We start from the raw sequence: 24,589 nt of genomic DNA on the forward strand, positions 1-24,589 counted from the left end.
GTGGCCGGACGTGCCGACGCGTTTCCTCCAGGGCGTGGACGACCGGTTCTTCCCGCTGGAGTTCGAGCGCCGGGTGGTGCGCGAACGGCTCGGCCTGGCCGTCGAGGAACTGCCCGGCGGCCATCTGCGCGCCCTCAGCCGTCCGGAGGCCCTGACGGCCGCGCTGCTCGACGAGGCGGCGGCAGCGGGGAGATGACCGGCGCGCCTGGCCGACACCCGCAGGCGCGGCCAGGCGGCGGCGGTCGGCTACGGCTGGGCCGCGGCTCCCCGCGCGCCGCCGTACGGCCCCCGCGAACTCACCCGTACGGCCCCGTCATGAACGTGACCTCTGGGGCGAATCGGGCGTATTCGGGGGTCGGGTGCGGCACTTCGGGCCGAGGTTTGCGAGTATCGACGCGATGACTGCCGCTCCTCCCGAGACGCTTCCGCAGCGCCAGACCGACCCGAGCCGTGGCCGGCGACGCCACCGGCGCCGCCGCCGTGCCCTCCGCAAGGCGATGTACGCCGCGGCCGCGGGCGCAGCCGGCCTCGCCGTCATCGGCGCCGGCTACGTCCTGCTGGACCGGCCCGGCGGCGGCACGGCCGTCGCCGACGACGCCAAGCACGCCGCCGCCCGCGCCGAGGTCACCGGCGCCCCCACCGCGCGCTCCGGCGCCTCGGCGCTGAAGGACCCGCTGCCCCGCGCGATCCCCGGCCTCGGCCCCAGGACGCGTGCGAAGATCCCGGCGGCCACCACCCAGGTGCTGGTGGCGTCGGGCGCGGGCAAGGACTCCTCGCGGTCCGTGGTGACCCTCTGGTCGCGCACCGCCGACGGCCACTGGAAGGCCGGCACGTCCTGGCCGGCGCACAACGCTCTGCACGGGTGGACCGACGCCCACCACGCGGGCGACCTGCACAGCCCGATCGGCGTCTACACGCTCAGCGACGCGGGCGGCTTCGACGCGGACCCCGGCTCGCACCTGCCGTACCACCACTCCTCCAAGTTCCGCGCCGGAGGCGTCGGTTTCGACGGCGAGCCGCTGGACGAGGCGTTCGACTACGTCATCGCCATCGACTACAACCGCGTCCCCGGCCACTCCCCGCTCGACGGCACCCAGCCGCTCGGGCCCAGCCGCGGCGGCGGCATCTGGGTGCACGTCGACCACGGCGGACCGACCCACGGCTGCGTCAGCATCGCCGCCGCGCACATGGTGGAGCTGCTGCGCACGCTGCGGCCCGCCGACCACCCGGTGATCGTGATGGGCGACCACGCGTCGCTCGCGGTCTGACGGCGCCGCTCCGCGACGTGACGACCTGACGACCGGTCCGTGCCGTGTCCGTGCCGTGTCCGTGCCGGTCCGGCGACGCGTACGGTCCGACGGCCGACCCCCGCCGCACGCACCGCGGTCGGGCGCGCGCGACGGGGGCCGGGCGGTACGGAGCGGGCGGCGGGCTCAGCCGCGCGGCAGGACCAGCGACTGCACCTGCGGCAGCGTCCGCCAGTCGTTGGACGCCACCGTGGCGTGCGCGGCGGCCAGTTGGGCGACGCGCGCCTGCGCGTCGGACGCCGACGGGTTGGTGTCGTCCAGCGCGGGCGGCACGTTCTGCGAGTCGGTCATGAACAGCAGGTAGTGGTTGGTGTCGTACCAGCTCGTGTCGATGCTGCCGTTCAGGTACGCCGACGCGTCGCCGTCGAAGGCCACGAACCACGGCCGCAGCGAGGTGTCGGAGTAGCGCGAACGCGGGTCGCCCGCCTGGGCGTTGTGCACCGACGGGAAGATGTTCGCCTGCGCGGTCCTGCCCTGGCTGTGCAGGTCCCGCAGGTAGCCGGCGTACTCCTGGTCCGTCCACAGCGAGTCGGTCGGGTTGCCCTCCTCGACCGTGCCGGGGATGACCTCCAGGATCACCTTGCCGGCCAACTGCTGCCTGGTCGGCCAGTTGCCCGCCTTCGCGGCGTCGTCGAGGGTCGCGTACTGTCCGCCGCCGGGCTTGTTCAGCAGGTCGTTCGGCTTGAAGACGAGGTTGCCCAGATGGGCGCTGATGGACTGGTCGAGCTTGGCCGGGCTCATCCCGAAGTTCGCCTGGAAGCCCGCCTTCATCTCCAGCTTGATGTAGAGCGGCCCGTGGCCCGGGTGCGCGCTGAGCCAGACCCGGACGTCGTCCAGGCAGCTCTCCAGGTCCTTGTTGGCGCCGCCGGTGTAGAGGTCGGCGGGCGAGGAGGCGTTGACGCAGTTGTTGCCGTTGCTGGTCAGGCTGGAGTGGCTGACCTTCCACTCCGAGGTGAAGAAGTCGTCCCAGACGTCGAGTTCGATCATCGACGTGCCGGTGTCGAGCCCCTGCGCGAGATAGCTGAACGCGGACGGGTCATAGGTGTTGTGCAGACCGGAGGTGGTGGCTCCGGACAGCGGCAGGCTGTCGCCGTCGGCCGCGGAGGCCGCGCTCCCCGGCCCGGCGACGGTGAACGCCAGGCAGGCGGCGAGGGCGCCGAGCAGCGCGGTGCGCGCCGCCGTGCGCGAGCGTCCGGAGTCGCTCGTGCCGCCGGCGACGCCCGAGGCGCTGCGGGAGCGGCGGGGGAACCGAGGGGTCAACAGACCGTTCAACGTGTCCTCCTGTGGGGGATGGCTCTCCGCCAGGACGGTGACGTCCGCGCATGAATCGACGGAGACATGACACGTAACACGACCTGCATTCCTCCTGTCACCTCCGCATCCGGACTTTCCTCGCGCCTCGTACGGCGTACCGCGCTGTGGCCCCCGGCGGTCGGCGCGCCGCACAATCGGCGGATGGACGACGCCGAGACCACCCCTCCCGTCCCTTCGACTTCGGGTGCCCCCGCCGCCCGCTCCGCTCCTCCCGTACGCACCGAGCGCGCCGGCGCCGTGCACACTGTCGTGCTGTCCCGGCCCGCCGCCCGCAACGCCGTGGACGGCCCCACCGCGGCCCTGCTCGCGGACGCCTTCCGGGAGTTCGACGCCGATCCGGCCGCGTCGGTCGCGGTGCTCTGGGGCGAGGGCGGCGGCTTCTGCGCGGGCGCGGACCTCAAGGCGTTCGGCTCCGAGCGCGCCAACCGGGTCGCGGCGACCGGTGACGGGCCGATGGGGCCGACCCGGATGCGGCTGCGCAAGCCCGTCGTCGCCGCGATCAGCGGCCACGCGGTGGCCGGCGGCCTGGAGTTGGCGATCTGGTGCGACCTGCGGGTGATGGAGGAGGACGCGGTGCTCGGCGTGTTCTGCCGCCGCTGGGGCGTGCCGCTGATCGACGGCGGCACGGTCCGGCTGCCCCGGCTGATCGGCGCCGGCCGCGCGATGGACCTGATCCTCACCGGCCGCCCGGTCGGCGCGGAGGAGGCCCTGGCCATCGGTCTGGTGGACCGCGTCGTCCCCGCCGGCGGCGCCCGCGCCGCGGCCGAGGAACTGGCGGCGCGCATCGCCGCGTTCCCCCAGACCTGCCTGCGCCACGACCGCCTCGCCGCGCTGGAACAGGAGGGGCTGGACGAACAGGCCGCGCTGGCCGTCGAGTTCGGCCACGGCCTGGTCTCGCTCAGCGAAGCCCGTTCGGGCGCCGCCCGGTTCGCCGCGGGCGAGGGCCGCCACGGGAGGTTCGACCGGGCGTGACCGCGGTCGCGGCCGCGCGGTCTCCGCGTCTTCTGCTCTCCGGGCCTCTGGTCTCCGGGCCTCTGGTCTCCGGGCCTCCGGTTCCTGGCTTTCGGCTCCTGGTCTTCGGCTGCCGGCCTCGCGGGGATCGGTGAGGCGCGCCGCACGGTCGGCGTGAGAACGTTTAGCCTGGCTGTATGAAGGAGTGGGACCTCAGAAAGCTCCAGATCCTGCGCGCGCTCCAGGAGACCGGCACGGTGACCGCGGCCGCGGCGGCCCTGCGCATGACGCCCTCCGCGGTGTCCCAGCAGCTCGCGGCCTTGTCCAAGCAGGCCGGCACGCCGATGATCGAGGCGCGCGGGCGCGGCGTGCGGCTGACCGGCGCTGCCCATGTCCTGCTGCGCCACGCCGAGGTCGTCTTCGCCCAACTGGAACGCGCCGGCGCCGAACTCGACGGTTACGCGCGCGGTGACGCCGGCCTGGTCAGGGTCGGCACGATCGCCACCGCGATCGCGCGCCTGGTCGTCCCGGCGGCGGAGCTGCTGCGTCGCTCGGCCCCCGGGATCACGCTGTCGGTGCGCGAGACCGAGGCGGCCGAGGTCTACGAGGACCTGGCGGCCGGCGAGGTGGACGTCGCGGTGTCCCTCGCGGTCGACGCGCCGACCGCCCGCGACCCGCGGTTCGTGCTGTTCCCGCTGCTCGCCGACCCGCTGGACGTCGCGCTGCCGCCCGGCCACCCGATGGCCGACGCGCCGGGGCTGCGGCTGGCCCGGCTGGCCGAGGAGCCGTGGATCTTCGGCAGTCGCGGGCCCTGGCGCGACATCACCCTCGCGGTCTGCGCGGACGCCGGATTCGTGCCCGAGCAGGCGCACGCGGCCGCCGACTGGCCGGCGATCTTCTCCATGGTCGCGGCCGGCATGGGCGTCGCCCTGGTGCCGCGGATGGCGACGTCCGGCGGACTGCGCCGCGAGGTCGCCGTCCGGCCGCTGGAGTCGGACCGGCCGCGACGGCGCATCGTGGGCGCGGTGCGCGGCGGCGCCGAGGACGCCCCGCTGCTGCGCCGCACGATGGCGGCGCTCCGGGAAGCGGCCGAGCTGGACCCGACCGTGCAGCGCAGCTGAACGATTTCTTCAGTAAGTTTCGATGGACGTGAAGGAAGGGCGGGGGTGAGAGTGGGGGCATGAGACGAGACGACGTTCGAGACGACGATGCGCGGGGCGCGGGCGCGCAAGACGGCGGTGCGCGGGGCGCGGCTGCGGGAGATGACGAAGCGCGGGGCGCGCAAGACGACGCTGCGTGGGGTGACGGCGAGCGTGGGGCCGGCGGGGAGGCCCGGCGGGCTGCACCGCGCTGACACACTTCACCGGTGCCGCCGGGCCGTACGCGGGCGGCGATCCGTACGCCGACTACCGCAGCGCGGAGCTGCCCTTCGCCGGGCTGCCCGATCTGGCCGACCGGCGGCTGGGCGCCGCGGTGACAGCGGCGAACGACGAGTTCTTCGCCGAGCGGGAGAATCTGCTGCTGCCGGGCCCCGCGGTCTTCGACCCGGAACACTTCGGGCACAAGGGCAAGGTCATGGACGGCTGGGAGACCCGCCGCCGGCGCGGCGCGTCCGCCGCGGTCCCGCACCCGGAGGCCGACGACCACGACTGGGCGCTGGTACGCCTCGGGGTCCCGGGAATCGTGCGCGGCATCGTGGTCGACACCGCCCACTTCCGCGGCAACCACCCGCAGGCGGTGTCGGTCGAGGCGACCAGCCACTCGCTGTCCGCCGCGCCCGAGGACCTGCTGGACCCCGACGTGGAGTGGACGCAGCTCGTGCCGCGCACCGCGATCGGCGGTCACGCCCGCAACGCCTTCGCGGTCGGCGTCGAGCGCCGCTTCACCCACCTGCGGCTGCGCCAGTATCCCGACGGCGGCATCGCCCGCCTGCGGGTGCACGGCGAGGTGGTGCCCGACCCCGGCTGGCTCACCGAGCTAAGCACCTTCGACCTGGTCGCGCTGGAGAACGGCGGCGCGGTGGAGGACGCCTCCGACCGCTTCTACTCCCCGCCGGAGCACACCATCCTGCCCGGCCGCTCACAGAAGATGGACGACGGCTGGGAGACCCGGCGGCGACGGGACGACGGGCACGACTGGATCCGCTACCGCTTGGTGGAGCAGGGAGTGATCCGCGCGGTCGAGATCGATACCGCCTGCCTGAAGGGGAACGCGGCAGGCTGGGCCTCGCTGTCCACGCGTGACGGTGACGGCGGCCAGTGGACCCAGATCGTCCCCCGGGTGCGGCTGCAACCTGACAGCGTGCACCGCTTCCTGGTCAACCCGATACCCGCCACTCACGCGCGGATCGACATCTTCCCCGACGGCGGCATATCCCGGCTGCGGTTGTACGGCTCCCTCACCCGGGCCGGCGCCGAGCGCCTCAACGCCCGCGCAGAGGCGCTGAGCTGACCTCCGGGACGCGCCGGCGACACCTGTGCCGGCTCGTCCGGAGGCATGGAGGCCCGGGACCGGGAGGGGTACGGCGACCGCGGACACGGAGACACGAGGCCCCGGGACGCCCGCGGCACCGTGCTCAGCCGGCGCTCACTCGGCCCCGAAGAGCTTGATCAGGTCGGTCTTGCCGAACATCACGGCCGTGTCGATCGCGGACGGAGATCCGGCGGCGGGGTCCGCGCCGCCCTCCAGCAGGGCGTCGATCACGTCCTGCGCGCTTTTGAACACCGCCCCGGCGAGCGGGGACTGGCCGCGCTCGTTGATCTGGTTCGGGTCGGCGCCGCGAGTCAGCAGCGCCTTCACGCAGGAGGCGTGGCCGTGGTAGGCGGCGAGCATCAGGAGGGTGTCGCCGCGGTCGTTGGTGACGCCGAGGGGGACGCCTGCGTCCAGGCGGGCGGTGAGGCGTTCGACGTCCCCCTCGCGGGCGAAGTCGAAGGCCTCGGAGGTGAGGTCGAGCAGGTCGGTGGGGTGTCCGGGCTCGTCGGTTCCGGCGGCGGGAGCGCTGAGGTCGGGCGTGGGCTCGGTCATGTCTTCAGCCTACGCAGGACAGGGGCCGTTGAAGAAGGAGACCACGACGCGTCGGACCGGCCCGTCGCCGACCCGGATGTCCAGCGGGACGCACGCCCGGCCGTCCCCCGCGACGAAGAACCCGCCGTAGAAGGAGGTGACCGAGCCGGGGCAGCTGTGGAAGGTGACGGACGGGGCGGGCGTGTTGCCGTAGCCGCCGCCGAACTCCAGCCCGGCGCGAGCGCGCTGCTCGGCGCCCACGGTGACGGTGACGACCGCCCCACCGGCCACGTCGGGGCCGGCGCGGTAGTGCCAGCCGCCGGAACTGACGATGCCGTGCGCCTGCTGGTCGCCGGCCGCGAGGTCGCGCAGACCGTGCCAGGTGAGCGGTCCGACCGTGACGTCCCCCGAACCCGTCCCGGCCGCGGCGCCGGCGCCCGAACCGGCGGGGGAAGTGGGCGTTTTGGAAGAAACGACGGAGGCGCGCGGCGAGGCTCCGGAAAGGAGGGAGGACGCGACCGAGGACCCGGAGGAGCCGGCGGCGGGCGGTGCGGCCGAGGACGGTTCTGGGGACGGCGTAGAAGACGGCGAAGGAGAGGAGGCGGTGGGCTGGGAGGGGTCCGGATGGCCCTGCCAGCCGGGGACGCCCTGCGGAGGCGGCCCGGAGTGGCCGGGGACGAGCGCGGTGCCGTCGACGCACTCGACCGGGCGGGGATGGTCGATACTGCCGACCGGTGGCGGAGCGGAGGTCGGCGCCGGTAACGCGGGTGTCGGATGTGAGTGGGCGCCCAGCGTGCACCCACCGAGTAACGCCAACGCCCCGCAGACCACACCGGCCGCACGAAGCACTCGACCTGACATGGGCATCACCCCTTGCTCAGGACGGTACGTCCTCAGCCGAGCGGGGGCCAGACCACCAATTGCCGTACCAACTCGCGGTCCCCGTCCACGCGCAGGGCGCCCTCGTCCCAGGGCACCCGCCGGTAGAGGGCCAGCAGCAGGTCGCTCGCCGGACCGGAGAAGGTCGCGCCGGCCTCCGGACGCCTCCCGCCGGACCCGCCGTGCCCGCCGGCGGCATCGGGCCGGCCGGGGCGCTGCGGACCGCCGAAGCGCCGGTGGCGTCGAGGAGCAGGGTCCAGGCCACGCCCTCGTCGGCGACCAGCGCGACGCGCGCGGGGGAGTGCGGCCAGCCGTCCATCGAGCCGAACCCCACGTGCAGGAACTCGTCGACCGCGTCCACCGCGACGGCCGACGGGACGGGCAGGGGCGCGCCCGCCGCCTCCTGGGCGTCCCGCGCGTGCACCGCGGCCTCCTGGACCTGGTGGCGGGCGACGCTGCCGGAGGTCGCCGGATTGCCCGACCCCGCCCACCAGGTCCAGCACCCGGCGTCGGGACCGGCCGCGCGCAGGGCGTCCAGCAGCACGCGGGTGGAGCGCGCGGACCAGTCGAGCAGCCGGTCGGTGACGCCCGGGCCGGCAGGACCGCCGGGGGACACCGATGGCGGCGGGCCGCCGTGGGCCGCCGCGGACGGACCGCCGGGGGCCGGGGGCTCCCGGTCCGGGACGGCGTCGTCCCTCGGCGGCCGGGGCGCGGGGCCGGCCGCCACGGCCGCCGCCCAGAAGCGCTGCACCCCGCCGAGGTGCGCGACCAGGTCGGGCACCGTCCAGTCGGGGCAGCCGGGGACGCGCGCCCCCGGCACGGTCGCGGCAGCCGCCGACCGGAGCACGGCGGAGCGGTCCTCGATCAGCTCCAGCCAGTCCGCGAACCCCGGCCAGGGATAGTGCGAAGTCGTCATGGGGACCGTTCTAGCAGCGGGGACCGACAGCCCCTGGCGGCCGGGACGGGAAAGCTGTTCCATGGTCGTCGGCGGCCGACCGGCGACCGCGCCGCCCGAGACGGGGCGGTGAAGCGACAAAGCGACACCGAGCACGTGCACCACCAGGGTGAACGACCGGGACGACCAGAAGAGGTGGCCTTGGCTACGACCGTGCGACGTACCGCGGTGACGATCCCCGCCGCAGCCCTCGGCGCGGAGAACCCACTGCCCGCGCTGCGTCCGCTCGACGAGTTGCACCGGGTCGACGTCGGCGACCGGTCGCGGCTGCCGGCCGACATGGCACGGCAGTTGGGCTACGCCCCGCTGCGCACGCTGCTGCCGGTGCGGCTGCTCGACGGCTACGGACGGGACCGCGCCCCCGCCGCGCTCGACGCGCTGGTCATCGAGAACGACCTCGTCGAGGCGACCGTGCTGCCCGGCCTCGGCGGTCGGCTGTACTCCCTGGTGGACAAGGGGACCGGGCGCGAACTGCTCTACCGCAACCCGGTGTTCCAGCCGGCGAACCTGGCGCTGGCCGACGCGTGGTTCTCCGGCGGCGTGGAGTGGAACCTCGGCGCGACCGGCCACAGCGCCTACACCTGCCGCCCGCTGCACGCCGCCCGCGTCGCCGCGCCGGACGGCGGCGAGATGCTGCGGCTGTGGGAGTGGGAACGGCTGCGGGACCTGCCGTTCCAGATCGACATGTGGCTGCCGGAGCACTCGCGGTTCCTGTACGTCGGGGTGCGGGTGCGCAACCCGCACGACCACACCGTCCCCGCCTACTGGTGGTCGAACATCGCGGTCCCCGAGGCGCCCGGCACCCGTGTGCTGGCGCCCGCCGACAGCGCGTTCCGCTTCGACTACACCCGCGCCCTGGAACGGGTGCCAATGCCGCACCCCGCGGACGGCGTCGACATCGGCTACACCACCCGCGCCGAGCACGCCGCCGACTACTTCTTCGACCTCGCCGACGGCGAGCGCCGCTGGGTGACCGCGCTGGACGGCGAGGGCCGCGGCCTGGTCCAGACGTCCACCGACGTGCTGCGCGGCCGCAAGCTGTTCCTGTGGGGCACCGGCCGCGGCGGCCGGCGCTGGCAGGAGTGGCTCACCGAGCCCGGCACCGGCGGCTACCTGGAGATCCAGGCGGGCCTGGCCCGCACCCAGTTGGAGCACCTGCCGATGCCGGCGGACTCCTCGTTCAGCTGGCTGGAGGCGTACGGCCCGCTGCACGCCGACCCCGCCCGGGTGCACGGCGCCGACTGGGCGGACGCCCGCGCCGCCGCGGCCGAGGCGCTGGAGGCGGCGCTGCCGCGCACGGCGGTCGAGGAGGCCTACACCGCCTGGATCGCACACGCCGACGACGAGCCGAAGGACACGCTCGCCACCGGCTCCGGCTGGGGCGCGCTGGAGGCCGAGCGGGGCCGGCACCACCTGCCGGGCACGCCGTTCCCCGCGACCACCCTCGGCGCGGAGCAGAAGCCCTGGCTGGAACTGCTGCTCGCCGGCGTCTTCCCGCGACCCGCGGCCGACGGCCTCCCCGGCCACGCCCTGGTCTCGGCGCCCTGGCGGGACCTGCTGGAGTCCGCGGACACCTACCCGGGCAACGAGTGGTTCCTCGACTACCACCTCGGCATCGCGCAGTGGGCCGCAGGCGACCGCGCCCAGGCGGTGCGCAGTTGGGAACGCTCCACCGCCGCCCGTCCCTCGCCCTGGGCGCTGCGCGCCCTGGCCGTCGCGGAGACCGACGCGGACGAGCCGCAGCGCGCCGCCGACCGCTACGCCGAGGCGTGGGAGAGCCTGCGCGACAGCGGCCTCACCGGCGACGCGGCACGCGCCGTCCACCGCGCGCTGCTCCTGGAGGCGGTGCCCGCGATGCTCGCCGCCGGCCGCCCCGAGGACGCCGCCGCCCTGCTCGCCGCACCCGAACCCCCGGCCGAGGCTCGCTCCGAGTCTCAGCACGGGCCCCAGCCCGGGGCCCAGCCCGGAGCCGGCGCGGTCGAAGGGCCCGGGGAGGACGGCCGGCTGACCCTGCTGCGTGCCCGCACCGCGCTCGCCCAGGGCCGGCCCGACCGCGCCCGCGCGTACTTCGACGAAGGCTTCACCGTCGGCAATCTGCGCGAGGGGGACGAGACGCTCAGCGCCACCTGGTACGCGATCGCCGAGCAACTCGTCGCCGGCGACGGCCCGGTCACCGACGCCGTACGCGAACGGGCCCGCGCGCAGCACCCGTTGCCCGCGGCGTACGACTACCGGATGCGCCCCGAGACGTGACGCGGCGAACGCCTTCCGGCCGCCGGGCCTGGGGTGTTCGTGGCAGCGGTCCGCCGTGGCCGGATACCGGTTCGCCGCGGTTCGCCCTGGTTCGCACCGGTTCGACATAGTTGGACGTGGTCCGACGTGGGACGCCGTCACTCGCCGCGGCCGGCTGCCGTTCACAGCGCGCGCAGCGCCGCCAGTTCCGCCGGCGCCAGCTCGCCCGGGCCGCGGCGTTCGCGGGCGAGGCGGTTCGCGGTGCGCTGCAACGCCTCGTTGACCGGAGTCGGGACCCCGACGCTGCGGCCGAGCAGCACGATCTCGCCGTTGAGGTAGTCCGACTCGATCGAGCCGGTGCCGCGGACCAGGCTCTGCCACGACGAACCGCCGCCGCGCGTCCGGCCGTTGACCGGCCGCAGCTCCACCCGGGCGCCGCGCACCCGGGCCTGCTCGGCCACGCTCACGTATGCGATGCCCGCGGCGTCCAGCACCGCCGCGCCCTCGGCGCGCGCCCGCGCCGCCAAGTCGTCGCGCAGCCCGGCCAGTTCATCCCCCTCGTCCCCGGGGCCGGTCCCGGGGTTCCCGGGGTCGTCGGGTTTCCCGGGGTTCCCGGGCGCGCCGGAAGACGCGGCGGGGCCGCAGACCGCCTCGACCGCGTTCCCCAGGTTCGACAGCAACTTGGCGTACTTCCACGCCATCACCGTCTCCGAGACCGGCGCGGCGAACCCCGAGCCGTCCAGGTCCGCGGCGATCCGCCGGGCCCTGTCGTCGGCGCCCGCGGGGAACCGGCCCACGTGCAGGATGCCGGTCAGCGGCCCGCACGGCGCCTGCACCACGCCCGGCTCCAGATACGAGGACGGCAGCCACACGCACATCCCGTACACGTCGCGGAAGCGGCGCAGCGCGAGGCGCTCGTTCTCCACGCCGTTCTGTGCGCACACCACCGCCGGCCGGTCGCCGAACCCGGCCCACCGGTCGAGCGCGCCCGCCGTGTCCTGGGTCTTGACCGCCAGCACCAGCACGTCGCCGTCGCGCGGGGTCAGTTCGTCCGGTCCCTCGACCACCGGGACCGGCAGCACCCGGTCGCCGTCCGGCAGTTCGAGCCGCAGGCCGTGCGCACGCAGCGCCCGCGCGTGGTCCCCGCGCGCCACCAGCACGACCTCGTGCCCGGCGTCGTACAGCCGCCCCCCGATGGTTCCGCCGACCGCTCCGGCCCCGATGACGATGTATCGCATGACCGCAGCCTCGCACACGCCCCCGGGACCCGGACCCGGGGCGGTCCCCGCGGCTGCCGCCCGGGCCCGCAGGCGTGCGCGGACGCGGCGCCGCCCCCGCCGCGCCCGTGATGGGCGCCGCGGCGGCGGGACCCGGACAGGATCCGCCCCCGCGCCGACGCTCCGCGCCTTTTCCGGCTCCCGCGCGCATGCCCGGCGGAGCGCTGGGTACGCGCGGGGTTCAGTGACGACTCCAGTGACGACATCAATGACACCAGCGACGACTCGGCGGAGCCCCGAGCATCCGACGCGGCGAGAGGACCTTCAGCGATGACCGACATCAACCCCGACGGCGCCCTGCCCCCGGCCCAGCGCGCCCTGCACGAGATCGCCCACGGCAGCCAGAACGTCATCGCGCTGAGCACCCTCGCGGTCAGCGAAGTCCTGCTGCCGGTGCCCGGCGCCGACGAGGCCCCCGGCGGCGCGGCCGACGGCGCGCAGGCGCCGCGCGAGATCCAGCTGCCGGTCTACGAACAGGAGGACGGCAGGCAGCTGGTGCCGGTGTTCACCTCCGAGACGCGGATGGCCGAGGCGCTGCCCGCGACCCGCCGCTACCGCCTGGTCCAGCTCGCCGCGCTGAGCGGCGCCTGGCCCTCGGACGACCTGATCCTGTCCATCGACACGGGCAGCGCCGACGCGCTGAGCATCTCCGGCGAGGGCGTGAAGGCCCTGGCCGGGCTCGTCGGCGACAACTGAGCCCCCGGCCGAGCGACCCGCCCGCCGCCCGCACGGCAAACGCGACCCGCTCGGCCACGACTGTCCAGGCCGCTGCCCGGCCACCGCGTCGGCCACGGTCCCGGCTGTGTCCGGCCGGGCCCCGGCCACGGCTCGTTCGGCTAGGAGCGGCTCGGCACCGGGTCCGGGAGCCGGTCCGGCAGGCGGCGGCGGAAGCCGGACGCCGTGGACCGCTCCGGACCCCGGTAGACCCGCAGGGCCCGTGGCGCCTTGTCGAGCAGCAGCTCCTCCGGCGCGGGCGCCACCTCGCCGTCGAACGCGAGGTGGACGCCCGCGCCCGCGCCGGGCACGCGGATCCGCAGCCGCCGCACCGCCGCCGTGGCGTACACCGGCGAACCCGTGAGCACCCCGGTCAGCGCCGCGCCCATCAGCCGGGTACGGGCGAACGGCCCGCCGTCGACGACCCGCACGTCCAGCAGCCCGTCCGCCAGGTCACGGCGGCGCACCGGCGCCGGGCCCCAGCTGGAGTAGCGGCAGTTGCCCGCGAACAGCAGCCAGACCGAGCGCGCCCGCCCGTTGATCTCCACCTCCACCGGCTCGCAGGTACGCAGCACGTGGACCGCCGCCAGCACGCTGGCCGGCCAGCTCCCGACCCGCCGCGACCAGCGCTCCCGCACCCGCACCAGGTCGGGGTACGAGCCGATGCTGAAGGTGTTCAGATACGGCACCGGCTCGGCGGTCCTCCGCACCGAGCCGTCCACGCCGCTGCCGTCGCCGCTGCCGTCGTCGCCCGCCGTCCGGCCGCCGTCCCCGGGGCGCGTGCGGACCACCTCCGTGCGGCGCGCCACGTCCACCTCGGAGGCGCGGCCGCTCAGCACCGCCGCCGCCGTGTCCTCGACCGAGTCCAGGCCCAGGTCGAGCGCGAAATGGTTGCGGGTGCCGCCGGGGAACACCGCCAGCGGCAGGCCGTGCCGCAGCGCGACCGCCGCGGCCCGGGAGACCGTTCCGTCGCCGCCGCAGACGCCGAGCGCGCCGTTGGCCTCCACCGCCGAGCGTGCCGCCTTCTCCAGCAGGTCCGCGAGGTCGTCGTCCTCGGTCCGCTCCACCACCTCCGCCTGCGGGAGCGCGGCGCGGATCCGGTCCACCGGCGGCGTCAGCAGCGGCGGCGGGCCCGAGGCGGCGTTGACGACGACGTGCAGGCCCGCGCCGTCGTCGAGGGCCGGCGCGCGGGTGGCGGGCCCCGGATGCGGCCTGCGGCCGGCCGGCGGCACCACGGCGCGCAGCAGCAGCGCCGCCCCGACGCCCAGCGCGCAGCCGACCAGCACGTCGCTCGGGTAGTGCACGCCGGTGTAGACGCGGGAGAAGGCCACGCTCGCCGCGAGCGGCGCCACCGCCGTCCCCCAGGCGCCCGACTCGATCGCCACGCCCGCCGCGAACGCCGCGGCCGACGCGGAGTGCCCCGAGGGGAACGACGACGTGACCGGCTGCCGGTGCAGCTGCCGGATCAGCGGGACCGCGTCGAGCAGCGGGCGGGCGCGGCCCACCGAGCCCTTGGCCACGGTGTTGACGGCCAGCGACGCCAGCGCCAGCGAGCCCAGGCCGCGCAGCGCGGCGCGCCGCCCCTCCCGGCCGCCGACCGCCGCGATGCCGCCGGCCGCCGCCATCCACAGCCGGCCGTGGTCCGCGGCACGGCTCAGCCGGGGCAGCACCGGCTCCGCCCCCGGCCAGTGCCGCGCCGCCACGTGGGCGAACAGCGCCCGGTCCCAGCCCTTCCACGGGTACGTCATGCCGGGCGATTACCCGCGTGGGGCAGGGGCACGCCTCCGGCTCTTCCCGGCCCCGCGTGCTCGCCGGTGGGACGCCTTTCTCCGCGCCGCGCGGGCCGGCGGTACGCTCCACCGGGTGACCGCAGAACGCCCCGCCGCGCCCGAGCTGGTGATCTTCGACTGCGACGGCGTGCTCGTGGACAGCGAACGGATCGCGGTGCACATCGACGCGCGCGTGCTGGCGGAACTGGGCTGGCCGATGCCCCTGGAGGAAGTGGTCGAACGCTTCGTCGGCCGGTCGGCCGCGGACATGACGGCGGCGATCGAGCAGCACCTCGGCAAGCCGCTGCCGGCCGGCTGGCGTGAGCGGTACCGCGAGCTGTACCGGGAGGCGTTCGAACGCGAACTGGCGCCCGTGGACGGTGTGGTGGACGCGCTCGACGCGCTCGACGCACGCGGTCTGGCGACGTGCGTGGCGTCCAACTCCTCGCACGCGGGGCTGCGGCACAGCCTCGGGCTGACCGGGCTCCACGAGCGGTTCCGCGGGCGGATCTTCAGCGCGGCGGACGTCTCGCGGGGCAAGCCCGCGCCCGATCTGTTCCTGCACGCGGCGCGTGTGTCCGGCGTCGCGCCGGGGCGGTGCGTGGTCGTCGAGGACAGCCGGTACGGCGTGCGGGCCGCGTGCGCCGCGGGCATGCGCGTCTACGGGTACGCCGGGGGGCTCACCCCTGCGGGGTGGCTCGCGGAGGAGGGCGCGGTCGTCTTCGACGACATGCGCGACCTCCCGGCTCTCATCGCCTGAGCCGGCGCGGGCCTGTTGCCCGTGCGGGCCGCGTGCGCGGGAGCTGGTGGCTGTGGGCCTCGCCCGTGCGGGCTTCGTGCGTGGGCGGGGTGCGCGGACGCCGGGGGTCGCGGGGCCCTTGCCCGTGCGGGCCGCGTGTGCGCTGGGGGAGCCCCGGTCTTGACCGCGCGGGGCTGTGCGGGCGCTGGGGGCTGCGGGGCGGGGCTCTGCGGGGGTGCACCTTCGTCGGCGGCTGCGTCGCCGTGGGCGGGGTTTCTCCCACCCGCCCACCCGTGCGACTCGTGAGCGCCTGCGGGTGGTGGCACCCGCGGGGTCGCGCCGCCGCCGGCGACTGCCAGACGGCCCGCGCCGGCCGGGGTGACCGGGTTGGCCGCGCTTCCGCGCTGGCCGGACCGTCCGCGCCGGCCGGACCGTCCGCGCTTCCCCGCCGCGCCCCCGCGCCGCGCCGCGTCGCGTCCGACCGCGCTGGCCGCGCTGATCGCATCGACCGCGCTGTCCGAGCCGTCGCACCGTCCGCCCTTGTCCGTGCCGCCCGGCCCCGTGCCGCTTCGGCGTCATCGTGCCGTGCCTCCGCGTCGTGCCGCGTCTGGGCGTCGCTCCGCGCCCGCTGCCCGCTGCCCGCTGCCCGCGGTTCGCCCGCGCCCGGCTCCGCGCCTCCGCGCATTCGTCGCCCGCTGCCCGCTGCCCGCGGTTCGCGGTTCGCGTCGTCCGCGCTTCCGCGCCGGCCCCCGCGCCGCCGCGCCGCCGCGCCGCGGCGGACGGCTCGGTCGCTGCGTGCGGAACGGGTCGGCGGGGTCCGGTCGACGGGGGGCGGGGATGGGGGGAGAGTTGCGGGAGGAGGAGGTGGGTGGGTTGGCGGACGTGGACGTGCGGCCGGAGTCGGGGGTGCCCGTGGCGGGCTACTGGGCGCGGCACCTGGACGTGGGGGCCGGGGCTGAGGCGGCCGGGGGCGGGCCGGGGGTGCTGGACGCCGCCGGGGGGTACTGGGCGCGGCGCGGCATGCCCGGGGACGCGCGGCACGTCGTGGTCGCGCCCGGCGCCGAGCCGCTGCTGCTCGCGCTGCTCGCCGCCGCGGACGGCGACCCCGTGCTGGCCAGGCCCGCCGCCGCGTGGCAGGCGCCGGTGGCCCGGCTGCTGGGCCGTACCGTCCACACCGTCGCCACGCCCGCGGAGGGCGGCGGCGTACCGGACCCGTTCGCGCTGCTGGAGACGGTGCGCCGGGCCAGGTCCCGCGGCGCCGACCCGCGGCTGCTCGTGCTGTCCGCCGCCGACGACCCGAGCGGCACCGTCACCGCGCCGGAACTGCTCCACGAGACGTGCGAGGCCGCCGCGGAGGCGGGCCTGCTGATCGTCTCCGACGAGACGTACTCCGACACGCTCCACCACCGCGACACCGTGCTGCTCAGCCCGGCCGAGATGCTGCCCGAGCACACCGTCGTCCTCGCCGACCTGGGCGCCACGCTGGTGCCGCGGAGCGTCCCCGCCGCGCTCGCCCGCTTCCCCCGCACCCCGCGCGGCGCGGCCTGGCGCGAGCGCACCGCCGGCGTGCTGGGCGCGCTGCGCGCCGTGCTGCCGGGACCGGTGGCCGCGGCGGTCCGCTACGTGCTCGGCGAGCCCGCCGAGGTCGCCGAACACGCCGCCGCCGCCCATCGGCTGCACGCCGTGGTCTCCGCCGCGGCGTACCGCGCGGTCACCGGCGCGGGGGCCCTCAGCCGCCCGCCGCAGGCCGGCTTCCAGCTCTACGCGGACCTGGGCGTCCCCGGGCTCGACGCGGCGCTCGTGGAGGAGCGGCTGAGCGCGGCGCTGGGCCGGCCGGTGCTCGGCGGTCACCGGTTCGGCGACGACCCTGCCGAACCGCGGGTGCGCGTCGACACCGGCGCGCTGCTCGGCGTCACGCAGACCGAACGGCGTACCGCGCTGGCCGCCGCCGACCCCCTCGGCGTACCGCATGTCGCGGCCGGGCTCGCCGCGCTGACCTCGGCGTTCGCCGCGCTCATCGGATCCGCGGGGGTCGGCGGGCCGGCCGGTTCCGGATCGCGGGGCCGCCCGGCCTGACATACGTTCGGGGCGCGGCCGCCGCCCGCCCCCGCGGCGGCCGTGACCAGTCGCCGTGCCCGATGCCGCGCCCGCGCGGAGCAAGGGAGCAGTGATGCCGGAGCCGTACGACCGCCCTGCCGCCCAGCCCGCGCCGCCCGCCGGCCCGGCCCGCGGCCCGGCCGCTTCGACGGACTCCGGCAGGGCGCCCCGCACGGCCTCCGGCATCACGCCGGCCACGTCCTCCGGGGGCGCGGACCCCGCCCCCGCGCACCGCTCCCGCCGGGGCGACGCCCACCCGGCCCGGCGGCGCTTCCCGCACCTCGGCCGTACCGCCGCCCAGCCGCCGGCGGACCCGCCGCGTTCCTCCGACGGCCCTCCGGACCCCGCGCCGGGGGTGTCCGGCGCGGCGCGGGGGACCGTGGCGCGGACCCGGGTGCGGCGGGTGGGGGAGGTGCGGGAGTGGCCGCGGTCGTTCGCGGAACGGCTGAGCGCGCCGCGACCCGGGCCCGGGGTGCGTGACCTGGTGCGGCTGGTGCGGGAGTGCGCGGTGCGGCCGCCTCAGCGGGCGCTCGCGGACGCCGCGCTGCTGCCGGTCGCGCCGGGGCCGCTGCCGCAGGCCGGACCCGCGGACGTGGCCGTCACCTGGGCCGGGCACGCGAGCTGGGTGCTGCGGATCGGGGGCCTGACCGTCCTCACCGATCCGGTGTGGTCGCGCCGCATCCCCGGCACGCCCGCCCGGATCACCCCGGTCGGCGTGCCGTGGGACGCGCTGCCGCCGGTCGACGCCGTGGCGGTCAGCCACAACCACTACGACCACCTGGACGCGCCGACGATCCGGCGGCTGCCCCGGGACACCGCGTGCTTCGTGCCCGCCGGCCTCGGCGCCTGGTTCCGGCGGCGGGGCTTCACCCGCGTGACCGAACTGGACTGGTGGGAGGCCGCCGAGTACCGCGGTGTCCGCTTCGACTTCGTGCCCGCGCACCACTGGAGCCGGCGCACCCTCACCGACCTGTGCAGGTCGCTGTGGGGCGGCTGGGTGCTCGCCGACGGCGCGGGACGCCGCGTCTACTTCGCCGGGGACACCGGCTACGGCCGCTGCTTCGCCGACATCGGCCGCGCCCACCCCGGCATCGACCTGGCGCTGCTGCCGATCGGGGCGTACGCGCCGCGCTGGATGCAGCGCACCGTGCACACCGACCCCGAGGAGGCGGTGCGGGCGTTCACCGACCTCGGCGCGGCGGCGATGGCGCCGATGCACTGGGCGACGTTCCTGCTGTCCGGCGAACCGCCGCTGGAGCCGCTGCTGCGGCTGCGCGCCGCCTGGACCGCGGCCGGACTGCCCGAACACGCCCTGTGGGACCTGCCGGTGGGCGGCTCGCGCGTACTGTGAGCGGCGGGACGCCGCGGGCCCGCCGGCGGGTATGCCGGCCGGTACGACGCCCGCGGGTACGACGGCGCCGCGGCCGACGGGCGGCCCCGGACGCCCGGTCCGGTACGCCGCGGGCTCAGGCGCTGTGCGCGTCCGGGTCGTAGTCACCCTGGCACGCGGGCCCGGCGCCCGGAGCGCCGCCGCGCGCGCCACGGCCGTCCGGGCGGTCGCCGCCACCCCGGCGGTCGCCGCTCCGGCGGTCGCCGCCCCGCCGGCCGCCGTCCTGACGCGCGCCCTCCTCGTCCTGCCCTCGCGCCCCGCGCAGCCGCCGCACCACCGCAGGGCCCGCCGCGATCGCGAAGGTCAGCCCGATCGCCAGCACCACGCCCTGCCACGGCTCCGGGAAGAGCGAGCCGCCGAGGATGCCGATCAGCTGGTAGGCCGCCGCCCAGGCCAGGCACGCGACGATGTCGCCGCGCACGAACCGCCGCAGCGGCATCTCCGCGAGCAGGCACGCCACCATCACCGGCAGCCGCCCGGCCGGGATCAGCCGGGACAGCACCAGCACCGCCGCGCCGTGCTCGTCCAGCCGCTGCTCCGCCCGCTCCAGCGTGGTGTCGTCCACCCGCTCCTGCAGGCGGTGCAGCCACCGCGAGCCGCCGCGCGAGCGCACCCCGCGCAGCCCCAGCCAGTACAGCGCGACGTCGCCGAGGAAGGCCGCGAAGGACGCCACGGCGAAGACGAACGCCAGCGCCACCGGCTCGGTCTGGTGGAAGGCCACCACCGCGGCGCTGGAGACCAGCGCGCCGGTCGGCACCACGGGCACCAGCGAGCCCAGCACCACCAGCAGGAAGAGCGTCGGGTAGCCGATGGCCGACTGGGCGCCCTGCGAGGGCGGCGGGTTCGCGGCGGCGGACGCGAGGATGCCGATCATCCGGTGCTCTCCCGCCCGGCGGCGGTCACCTGCACGCTCTCCCCGTGCTCCAGCCGGTGCACGGCGACGCCGGGTGCGACCTCGCCGGCGATCCGCGCAAACTCCCGGCCCGGCGCGTGGAACTCGTGCGGCCGGACCGCGTCCATCCCGATCGGCCAGTAGGTGCCGTAGTGCACCGGCACCGCGGCGCGCGGCGCGAGGTCGGCCAGCGCTTGGGCGGCGCGGCCCGCGTCCAGGTGGCCGTGGCCGAGGAACGGACCCCAGCCGCCGACCGGCAGCAGCGCGACGTCGCAGGGGCCGACCGCCTCGGCCATGCCGTCGAACAGCCCGGTGTCACCGGCGAAGTAGGTACGGGCCTCGCCCTCCAGGACGTAGCCGAGCGCCTGCACCCGCTGCGGCCCGTACGGCAGCCGGCGGCCGTCGTGCGCGGCCGGCACCGCCCTGACGGTCAGGTCGCCGAAGGTCCTGCCGTCGCCCGCCGACAGCTCTTCCAGCCGCAGCCGGCCGGCCAGCCGGCGCAGGCCCGGCACGGCGGCCCGGGCGCCGCGCGGCAGCAGCACGGTGGTGCCGTCGGCGAGCCGCGACAGCGAGCCCAGGTGCAGGTGGTCGGCGTGCAGGTGGGAGACGAGCACGACCTCGGCGCGGGCGGCGCCGGGCGGCGGCAACGCGCCGCGCCGCCTGCGCAGGTGGGCCAGGCGCCGCGCGAACAGCGGGTCGGTGAGCACCGTCACCCCCGAGTCCCGCACCGTCGCCGTGGCATGCCCCCACCACGTGATCTCCACCGCCACCGCGCCCCTGCCCTTCCGTCGTGCGGCCCGCCGGCCGGCGTCCGCCCTCCACCACGGCCCGCGCCCGGAACGCCGCCGATCCCGCGCCGGGAAGGCCGCCGATCCCGTGCCGGGTACGCCGCCCGCGCCCGGATGCCGCCCGGCTCGCGCCCGGAGCGCCGCCGGCCCCGTGCCGGGTACGCCGCCGGCCCGCGCCCGGTCCGTCCGTGTGACGTCCGCGCCCGGCCCCGCGCGACCTGCGGGCCCACCCGCCGTACCGCCTGTCCGCAACCGCCTGCCCGCACCGGCCCCGCGTACCCCCGCCGCGCGCCCGGCGGGCGCGAGCACCGCAGGTCCGAGGGTATGCCCAACCGTGATCGGGCCGCACCGCGCGGTGTGGCAGTGTGGGGGCGTGCCTCAGCCGGGAGTGAGTCGGAGACGGGCCGCGGGCCGGAGCGCTCTGCGGGCCGCGGGCCGCGTGCTCGCGGTGTGGGCGGTCGCCTCGGCCACCCTGGCCCTGCTGGCGTGGGTGCTGCCGGACTTCCGGATCGAGTCGCCGGACGGCGGCAGCCCGACCCAGATCGCGGTCACCGCGGCGATCGGCGCCGGCGCGTTCGGCGTGCTCAGCGCGCTGGTCTGGCCGCTGATCGTGCGCGCGCTGCTGCTGGTGCCCGCCCTGGTGCTGGGCGCGCTGGTGTTCTTCCTCAACGGCTCGCTGCTGCTGATCGCGTTCCGCGTGACCCCCGGGGGCCCGGGCGGCGTCGGCATGGCGACCGCCGTGGTGATCGCCGCCGTGATGTCGGCGTCGTCCTCGGCCGCGAGCACCGCCCTCGCCGTGCGCGACGACGCCGCGTACGGCCGCAGGCTCGCCCGGCTGGCCGGCCGCCGGGCCCAGCACGCCGGCGAACTCCCGCCGCCGGACGGCCCCGGCACGGTCTTCCTCCAGCTCGACGGGGTCGGCCACGACGTGCTGCGCGAGGCGCTCACCCGCCGCCCGCCGACGATGCCGACCGTGGCGGACTGGTACCGCGACAGCCACCGGCTCGTCGAGTGGCGCACCGACTGGAGCAGCCAGACCGGCGCCAGCCAGCTGGCGATCCTGCACGGCAGCAACCACGACGTGCCGGCCTTCCGCTGGTACGAGAAGGAGACCGGGCAGGTCATGGTCTGCAACCGGCCGTCCAGCGCGGCCGAGCTGGAGCGGCGCGCGGTGGCCCGTACCGGCTCGCCCGGGTTGCTGGCCGACGACGGCGCCTCCCGCGGCAACCTCTTCACCGGCGGCGCCGAGCAGTCCGCGCTGGTGATGTCGGTCGCGGTGCGCGCCGGGACGTTCAGCCGGTCGCGCTCGGGCTACTTCGCCTACTTCTCCGACCCCGCCCACGCGGTGCGCACCGCCTGGTCGTTCAGCGCCGAGGTGTGCCGGGAGGTCGCCGAGTCCACCGCGGCGCGGCTGCGCCGGGACCGGCCCCGGGTCAAGCGCGGCGGGCTGTACCCGATGCTGCGGGCGTTCGCCACCGTCGTCGAGCGCGATGTCGCGGTGGCCGCGGTGATCGGCGACATGCTGGCCGGCCGCCGCGTGGTCTACGCCGACCTGGTCGCCTACGACGAGGTCGCGCACCACTCGGGCCCGCACAGCAGGGACGCCCGCAGGGTGCTGGCCCGCCTGGACCGCTCGGTGCGGCTGATCGCCGACGCGGCCCGGTACGCGCCGCGCGGCTACCGCTTCGTGCTGCTGTCCGACCACGGGCAGAGCGCGGGGGAGACCTTCGAGGGCGCGTACGGCCTCACGCTGCGGGAACTGGTGCGCACCGGCTGCGGGCTGGCCGACGGGACGGCGGCGGGGGCGCAGGGGCGCGGACGGGGGCGACGGCCCGGTCGCGGCCGTGGCAGCGGTCGCCGGCCGCGCGGCGGCGCCGAGGCCCGGGCGGCGGCGCGCTCGGCGCTGCGGCGGCCCGAGCGCGGTCGCGGCGCGGAGGAGGCGGAGTGCGAGGGCCCGCCGTCCGAGCCGGTGGTGCTGGCCTCGGGCAACCTCGGCCTGGTCTCGTTCCCCGACATCGAGGGCCGGGCGACGCTGGAGGAGATCAGCCGCCGCAGCCCCGAGCTGCTGCCCACGCTGACCGCTCATCCCGGGATCGGCTTCGTGCTGGTGCGCGGCCCGCACGGGCCGCTGGTGCTCGGCCGGGACGGCGGTGAGCACGAACCGGCCACCGGCCGGGTCAGACAGCCCGACCCGCTCGCGCCGTTCGGCCCCGGCGCGGCGGCGGCGGTGCTGCGCGCCGACGCCTTCCCGCACACCGCGGACCTGATGGTCAACTCCGCAGTCGACCCGGCGACCGGCGCCGTGCACGCCTTCGAGGAGCAGGCCGGCTCGCACGGCGGCCTCGGCGGCCCGCAGTCCCGGCCGTTCCTGCTGCACCCGGCGGAACTCGCGGTGGGGGAGGAGCCGCTGGTCGGCGCCGAGGCGCTGCACGGGCTGTTCCGCGGCTGGCTGGCCCGCGCGACGCCGGACCGCCCTGCCGTCGCGGCCGACCGTACGGTTCCGGGCCGCCTCCCGGGACCCGTAGCGGAACCCGTCGCGGACCCCGTCGCGGAATCCGTCGCGGACGCCGGATCGGACCTTGGTACGGACTCCTGCGCGGAGCCGGACGCGCCCGACTCCGTACCGCTGGGCGAATCGTCAACTGCGGGTTGACGCCGGGCGATCGTCAACCTAACGTTGACGTATGACTCAGCAGCCCGTGCGACTCGACGACCTCATCGACTACGTCAAGCAGCAGCACCCCGGCAGCGACCCGCTGGAGGACCTGGAGCACGCCGTCACCGTCGGCTCCCACCTCGGCGAGGTGGCCGACCACCTCATCGGGCACTTCGTGGACCAGGCCCGCAGGGCCGGCGCGTCCTGGACCGAGATCGGCCGCCACATGGGCGTCAGCAAGCAGGCCGCGCAGAAGCGGTTCGTGCCCAAGGTGCCCGAGGACCTCGACCTCGACGTCGAGGGCAGCTTCAGCCGGTTCACCCCGCGCGCCCGCAAGGCCGTGGAGGCCGCGCAGGAGGAGGCCCGCAAGGCCCGGCACGGCAGCGTCGAACCCGAGCACCTCGTGCTCGGACTGCTGCACCAGGAGGGGACCTTCGCCTACCGCGCCATCACCGAGCAGGGCGCGGAGCCCGACGCGGTGCGCGCGGCCGTCGCCACTCGGGGGCAGGAGAGCGAGCCGCTCACCGGGAACCTCCCGGTCGGCGCCGCGGCGAAGAAGACCCTGCAACTGGTGCTGCGCGAGGCGCTGCGCCTCGGCCACAACTACATCGGCACCGAGCACATCCTGCTCGGCGTCCTCAGCGACGAGCAGGACCGGTGCGCCGTCGCCCTGACCGGACTGGGCGTCACGCACGACGCGACGGAGCGGTGGGTGCTCGACCAGCTCTCCCGCATCCCCGGCTGACCGCGCACCGCCGACCGGCCGCCCGCCGACCGGCCGCCCGCCGACCGGCCGCCCGCGGTCCGCGGGCGGGCCGCCGGAACCGTCACGCCTCCTTGCGCAGCGCCAGCAGCCGGTACACCGGGTCGGCGCGCGGCACGTCCGGGTCGGGCAGCGTCAGCAGCCGCCCGGCCAGCGCCGCCGCCGACCGCTCGTCCAGCCGCAGCGCCGAGGAGAAGGCGCCCCGGGACAGGTCCTCGGCGACCCGGGCCGGCGTCCTGCCCTGCCCGTGGCCGGTGAACCGGGCCTCGCCGGCCCGCCGCAGCCCGTGCTCCGAGGCCACCACCGCCACCCGGGACTGCGCGTCGTACGCCCGGCGCACCCGGTACGGCGCCAGCAGCCGGTCCACGTCGCTGTCCGTGTCGTGCCCGGCGTCCTTGTCGACCGTGGTCACGAACGTCCCGCCGGGCCGCAGCACCCGCGCGCACTCGGCGATCACCGCGGGCGCGTCCGGCATCAGATGCAGCAGCCACACCGCGCTCACCGCGTCCAGCGACCCGTCGGCGAACGGCAGCCGTCTGCTGTCGCCCAGCGCGAGGCCCCCGCCGATCCGCAGCGCCGCGACCCGCGCCATGCCGATCGACGCGTCCACCCCGTACACCCGCAGTCCCGGCCGGGTCAGCCGCTCGCTGACCAGGCCCGTACCGCAGCCCACGTCCAGCAGCGTCCTCGCGTGCTCCGGCACCAGGGCGAGCACCGCCCTGGCGGCGGACCGCGCCCGTGGAACTCCCCCGCGCGTCGCGTCGTAACGCGCCGCCTCCAGGTCGTAGTCCAGCATGTGGGACATGCTAGGAGCCCCACATGAACGGCGGCCGACCCGCAGCCTTGCGCCCCGGTTACGGGCG

General features: G+C 76.7%; 21 protein-coding genes and 1 pseudogene. 12 read left to right on the top strand and 10 right to left on the bottom strand.

The genetic code is table 11. The annotated features are described in order from the left end of the window. The first annotated feature begins 10 nt into the window (after positions 1-10). Both VSR01_RS32320 and VSR01_RS32325 read left to right on the top strand, forming a co-directional pair. Complete coding sequence (locus VSR01_RS32320) at positions 11-196, top strand: hypothetical protein (RefSeq protein WP_326452534.1); 186 nt, start codon at positions 11-13, stop codon at positions 194-196. 202 nt (positions 197-398) lie between these two features. After that, the gene (locus VSR01_RS32325) at positions 399-1,268 is read left to right on the top strand and encodes a L,D-transpeptidase family protein (RefSeq protein WP_326452535.1); all 870 of its coding nucleotides are present in this window, start codon (positions 399-401) and stop codon (positions 1,266-1,268) included. Positions 1,269-1,433: 165 nt separating this feature from the next. Here VSR01_RS32325 and VSR01_RS32330 read toward each other — a convergent pair whose 3' ends face one another. Further along, a complete protein-coding gene (locus VSR01_RS32330) occupies positions 1,434-2,579 on the bottom strand; it encodes a phosphatidylinositol-specific phospholipase C domain-containing protein (protein WP_326452536.1) in 1,146 nt (381 codons plus the stop codon). A 183-nt stretch (positions 2,580-2,762) separates the two neighbouring features. Here VSR01_RS32330 and VSR01_RS32335 point away from each other — a divergent pair, with 183 nt between their 5' ends. The 3 genes from VSR01_RS32335 to alc all read left to right on the top strand — a co-directional run bounded on the left by VSR01_RS32335 (position 2,763) and on the right by alc (position 6,023). Beyond that, positions 2,763-3,593: a crotonase/enoyl-CoA hydratase family protein gene (locus VSR01_RS32335; RefSeq protein ID WP_326452537.1), complete on the top strand. Its 831-nt coding sequence runs from the start codon at positions 2,763-2,765 to the stop codon at positions 3,591-3,593. 176 nt (positions 3,594-3,769) lie between these two features. Continuing rightward, the gene (locus VSR01_RS32340; RefSeq protein WP_326452538.1) at positions 3,770-4,693 is read left to right on the top strand and encodes a LysR family transcriptional regulator; all 924 of its coding nucleotides are present in this window, start codon (positions 3,770-3,772) and stop codon (positions 4,691-4,693) included. Between the two features lie 229 nt (positions 4,694-4,922). After that, on the top strand, positions 4,923-6,023 hold the full coding sequence (gene alc, locus VSR01_RS32345; RefSeq protein ID WP_326453945.1) for an allantoicase: 1,101 nt from the start codon (positions 4,923-4,925) through the stop codon (positions 6,021-6,023). A gap of 135 nt (positions 6,024-6,158) precedes the next feature. Here the strand turns inward: alc and VSR01_RS32350 are convergent, their stop codons facing one another. From VSR01_RS32350 to VSR01_RS38070, 4 genes and pseudogenes are all read right to left on the bottom strand, one after another. After that, positions 6,159-6,596: an ankyrin repeat domain-containing protein gene (locus tag VSR01_RS32350; protein WP_326452539.1), complete on the bottom strand. Its 438-nt coding sequence runs from the start codon at positions 6,594-6,596 to the stop codon at positions 6,159-6,161. Positions 6,597-6,605: 9 nt separating this feature from the next. Then, positions 6,606-7,436, bottom strand: coding sequence for a hypothetical protein (locus VSR01_RS32355; protein WP_326452540.1), 831 nt, complete (start codon positions 7,434-7,436; stop codon positions 6,606-6,608). 32 nt (positions 7,437-7,468) lie between these two features. Further along, positions 7,469-7,957 carry a hypothetical protein gene (locus VSR01_RS38065; RefSeq protein ID WP_442785732.1) on the bottom strand — a complete coding sequence of 163 codons (489 nt, stop codon included), beginning with the start codon at positions 7,955-7,957 and terminating at the stop codon, positions 7,469-7,471. Continuing rightward, positions 7,918-8,433 (bottom strand): annotated as a pseudogene (locus VSR01_RS38070) (maleylpyruvate isomerase N-terminal domain-containing protein); the annotation flags it as partial. The gene VSR01_RS38065 and the pseudogene VSR01_RS38070, both read right to left, overlap by 40 nt. 117 nt (positions 8,434-8,550) lie before the next feature. Here VSR01_RS38070 and VSR01_RS32365 point away from each other — a divergent pair. Next, a complete protein-coding gene (locus VSR01_RS32365) occupies positions 8,551-10,662 on the top strand; it encodes a DUF5107 domain-containing protein (RefSeq protein WP_326452542.1) in 2,112 nt (703 codons plus the stop codon). Between the two features lie 161 nt (positions 10,663-10,823). Here VSR01_RS32365 and VSR01_RS32370 read toward each other — a convergent pair whose 3' ends face one another. Then, positions 10,824-11,879 (bottom strand): ketopantoate reductase family protein, encoded by a 1,056-nt coding sequence (locus tag VSR01_RS32370; protein ID WP_326452543.1) that lies wholly within the window; start codon positions 11,877-11,879, stop codon positions 10,824-10,826. Positions 11,880-12,188: 309 nt separating this feature from the next. On the opposite strand from VSR01_RS32370, the gene VSR01_RS32375 reads away from it, so the two are divergent. Continuing rightward, a complete protein-coding gene (locus VSR01_RS32375) occupies positions 12,189-12,614 on the top strand; it encodes an SseB family protein (RefSeq protein WP_326452544.1) in 426 nt (141 codons plus the stop codon). A 140-nt stretch (positions 12,615-12,754) separates the two neighbouring features. Here the strand turns inward: VSR01_RS32375 and VSR01_RS32380 are convergent, their stop codons facing one another. Then, positions 12,755-14,380 carry a bifunctional phosphatase PAP2/diacylglycerol kinase family protein gene (locus VSR01_RS32380; protein WP_326452545.1) on the bottom strand — a complete coding sequence of 542 codons (1,626 nt, stop codon included), beginning with the start codon at positions 14,378-14,380 and terminating at the stop codon, positions 12,755-12,757. 115 nt (positions 14,381-14,495) lie between these two features. Here VSR01_RS32380 and VSR01_RS32385 point away from each other — a divergent pair, with 115 nt between their 5' ends. From VSR01_RS32385 to VSR01_RS32395, 3 genes are all read left to right on the top strand, one after another. Next, complete coding sequence (locus VSR01_RS32385) at positions 14,496-15,161, top strand: HAD family hydrolase (protein WP_326452546.1); 666 nt, start codon at positions 14,496-14,498, stop codon at positions 15,159-15,161. A gap of 861 nt (positions 15,162-16,022) precedes the next feature. Beyond that, positions 16,023-17,216, top strand: coding sequence for an aminotransferase class I/II-fold pyridoxal phosphate-dependent enzyme (locus tag VSR01_RS32390; protein ID WP_326453946.1), 1,194 nt, complete (start codon positions 16,023-16,025; stop codon positions 17,214-17,216). A 94-nt stretch (positions 17,217-17,310) separates the two neighbouring features. Beyond that, the gene (locus VSR01_RS32395; protein WP_326452547.1) at positions 17,311-18,588 is read left to right on the top strand and encodes an MBL fold metallo-hydrolase; all 1,278 of its coding nucleotides are present in this window, start codon (positions 17,311-17,313) and stop codon (positions 18,586-18,588) included. A 115-nt stretch (positions 18,589-18,703) separates the two neighbouring features. Here VSR01_RS32395 and VSR01_RS32400 read toward each other — a convergent pair whose 3' ends face one another. Together VSR01_RS32400 and VSR01_RS32405 are read right to left on the bottom strand one after the other, a co-directional pair. Next, complete coding sequence (locus tag VSR01_RS32400; RefSeq protein WP_326452548.1) at positions 18,704-19,501, bottom strand: DedA family protein; 798 nt, start codon at positions 19,499-19,501, stop codon at positions 18,704-18,706. After that, positions 19,498-20,289, bottom strand: coding sequence for an MBL fold metallo-hydrolase (locus VSR01_RS32405; protein WP_326452549.1), 792 nt, complete (start codon positions 20,287-20,289; stop codon positions 19,498-19,500). The genes VSR01_RS32400 and VSR01_RS32405 overlap by 4 nt, the downstream gene beginning before the upstream one ends. Before the next feature lie 457 nt (positions 20,290-20,746). On the opposite strand from VSR01_RS32405, the gene VSR01_RS32410 reads away from it, so the two are divergent. Together VSR01_RS32410 and VSR01_RS32415 are read left to right on the top strand one after the other, a co-directional pair. Continuing rightward, positions 20,747-22,960, top strand: a complete 2,214-nt coding sequence (locus tag VSR01_RS32410) for a phage holin family protein (RefSeq protein WP_326452550.1) — start codon at positions 20,747-20,749, stop codon at positions 22,958-22,960. A gap of 31 nt (positions 22,961-22,991) precedes the next feature. Further along, positions 22,992-23,708 carry a Clp protease N-terminal domain-containing protein gene (locus VSR01_RS32415; RefSeq protein WP_326452551.1) on the top strand — a complete coding sequence of 239 codons (717 nt, stop codon included), beginning with the start codon at positions 22,992-22,994 and terminating at the stop codon, positions 23,706-23,708. Positions 23,709-23,790: 82 nt separating this feature from the next. On the opposite strand, the gene VSR01_RS32420 is transcribed toward VSR01_RS32415, so the two are convergent. After that, a complete protein-coding gene (locus VSR01_RS32420) occupies positions 23,791-24,522 on the bottom strand; it encodes a class I SAM-dependent methyltransferase (RefSeq protein WP_326452552.1) in 732 nt (243 codons plus the stop codon). Positions 24,523-24,589: the final 67 nt, after the last annotated feature.

The sequence above is a fragment of the Actinacidiphila sp. DG2A-62 genome (assembly GCF_035825295.1).
Classification (GTDB): Bacteria; Actinomycetota; Actinomycetes; order Streptomycetales; family Streptomycetaceae; genus Actinacidiphila.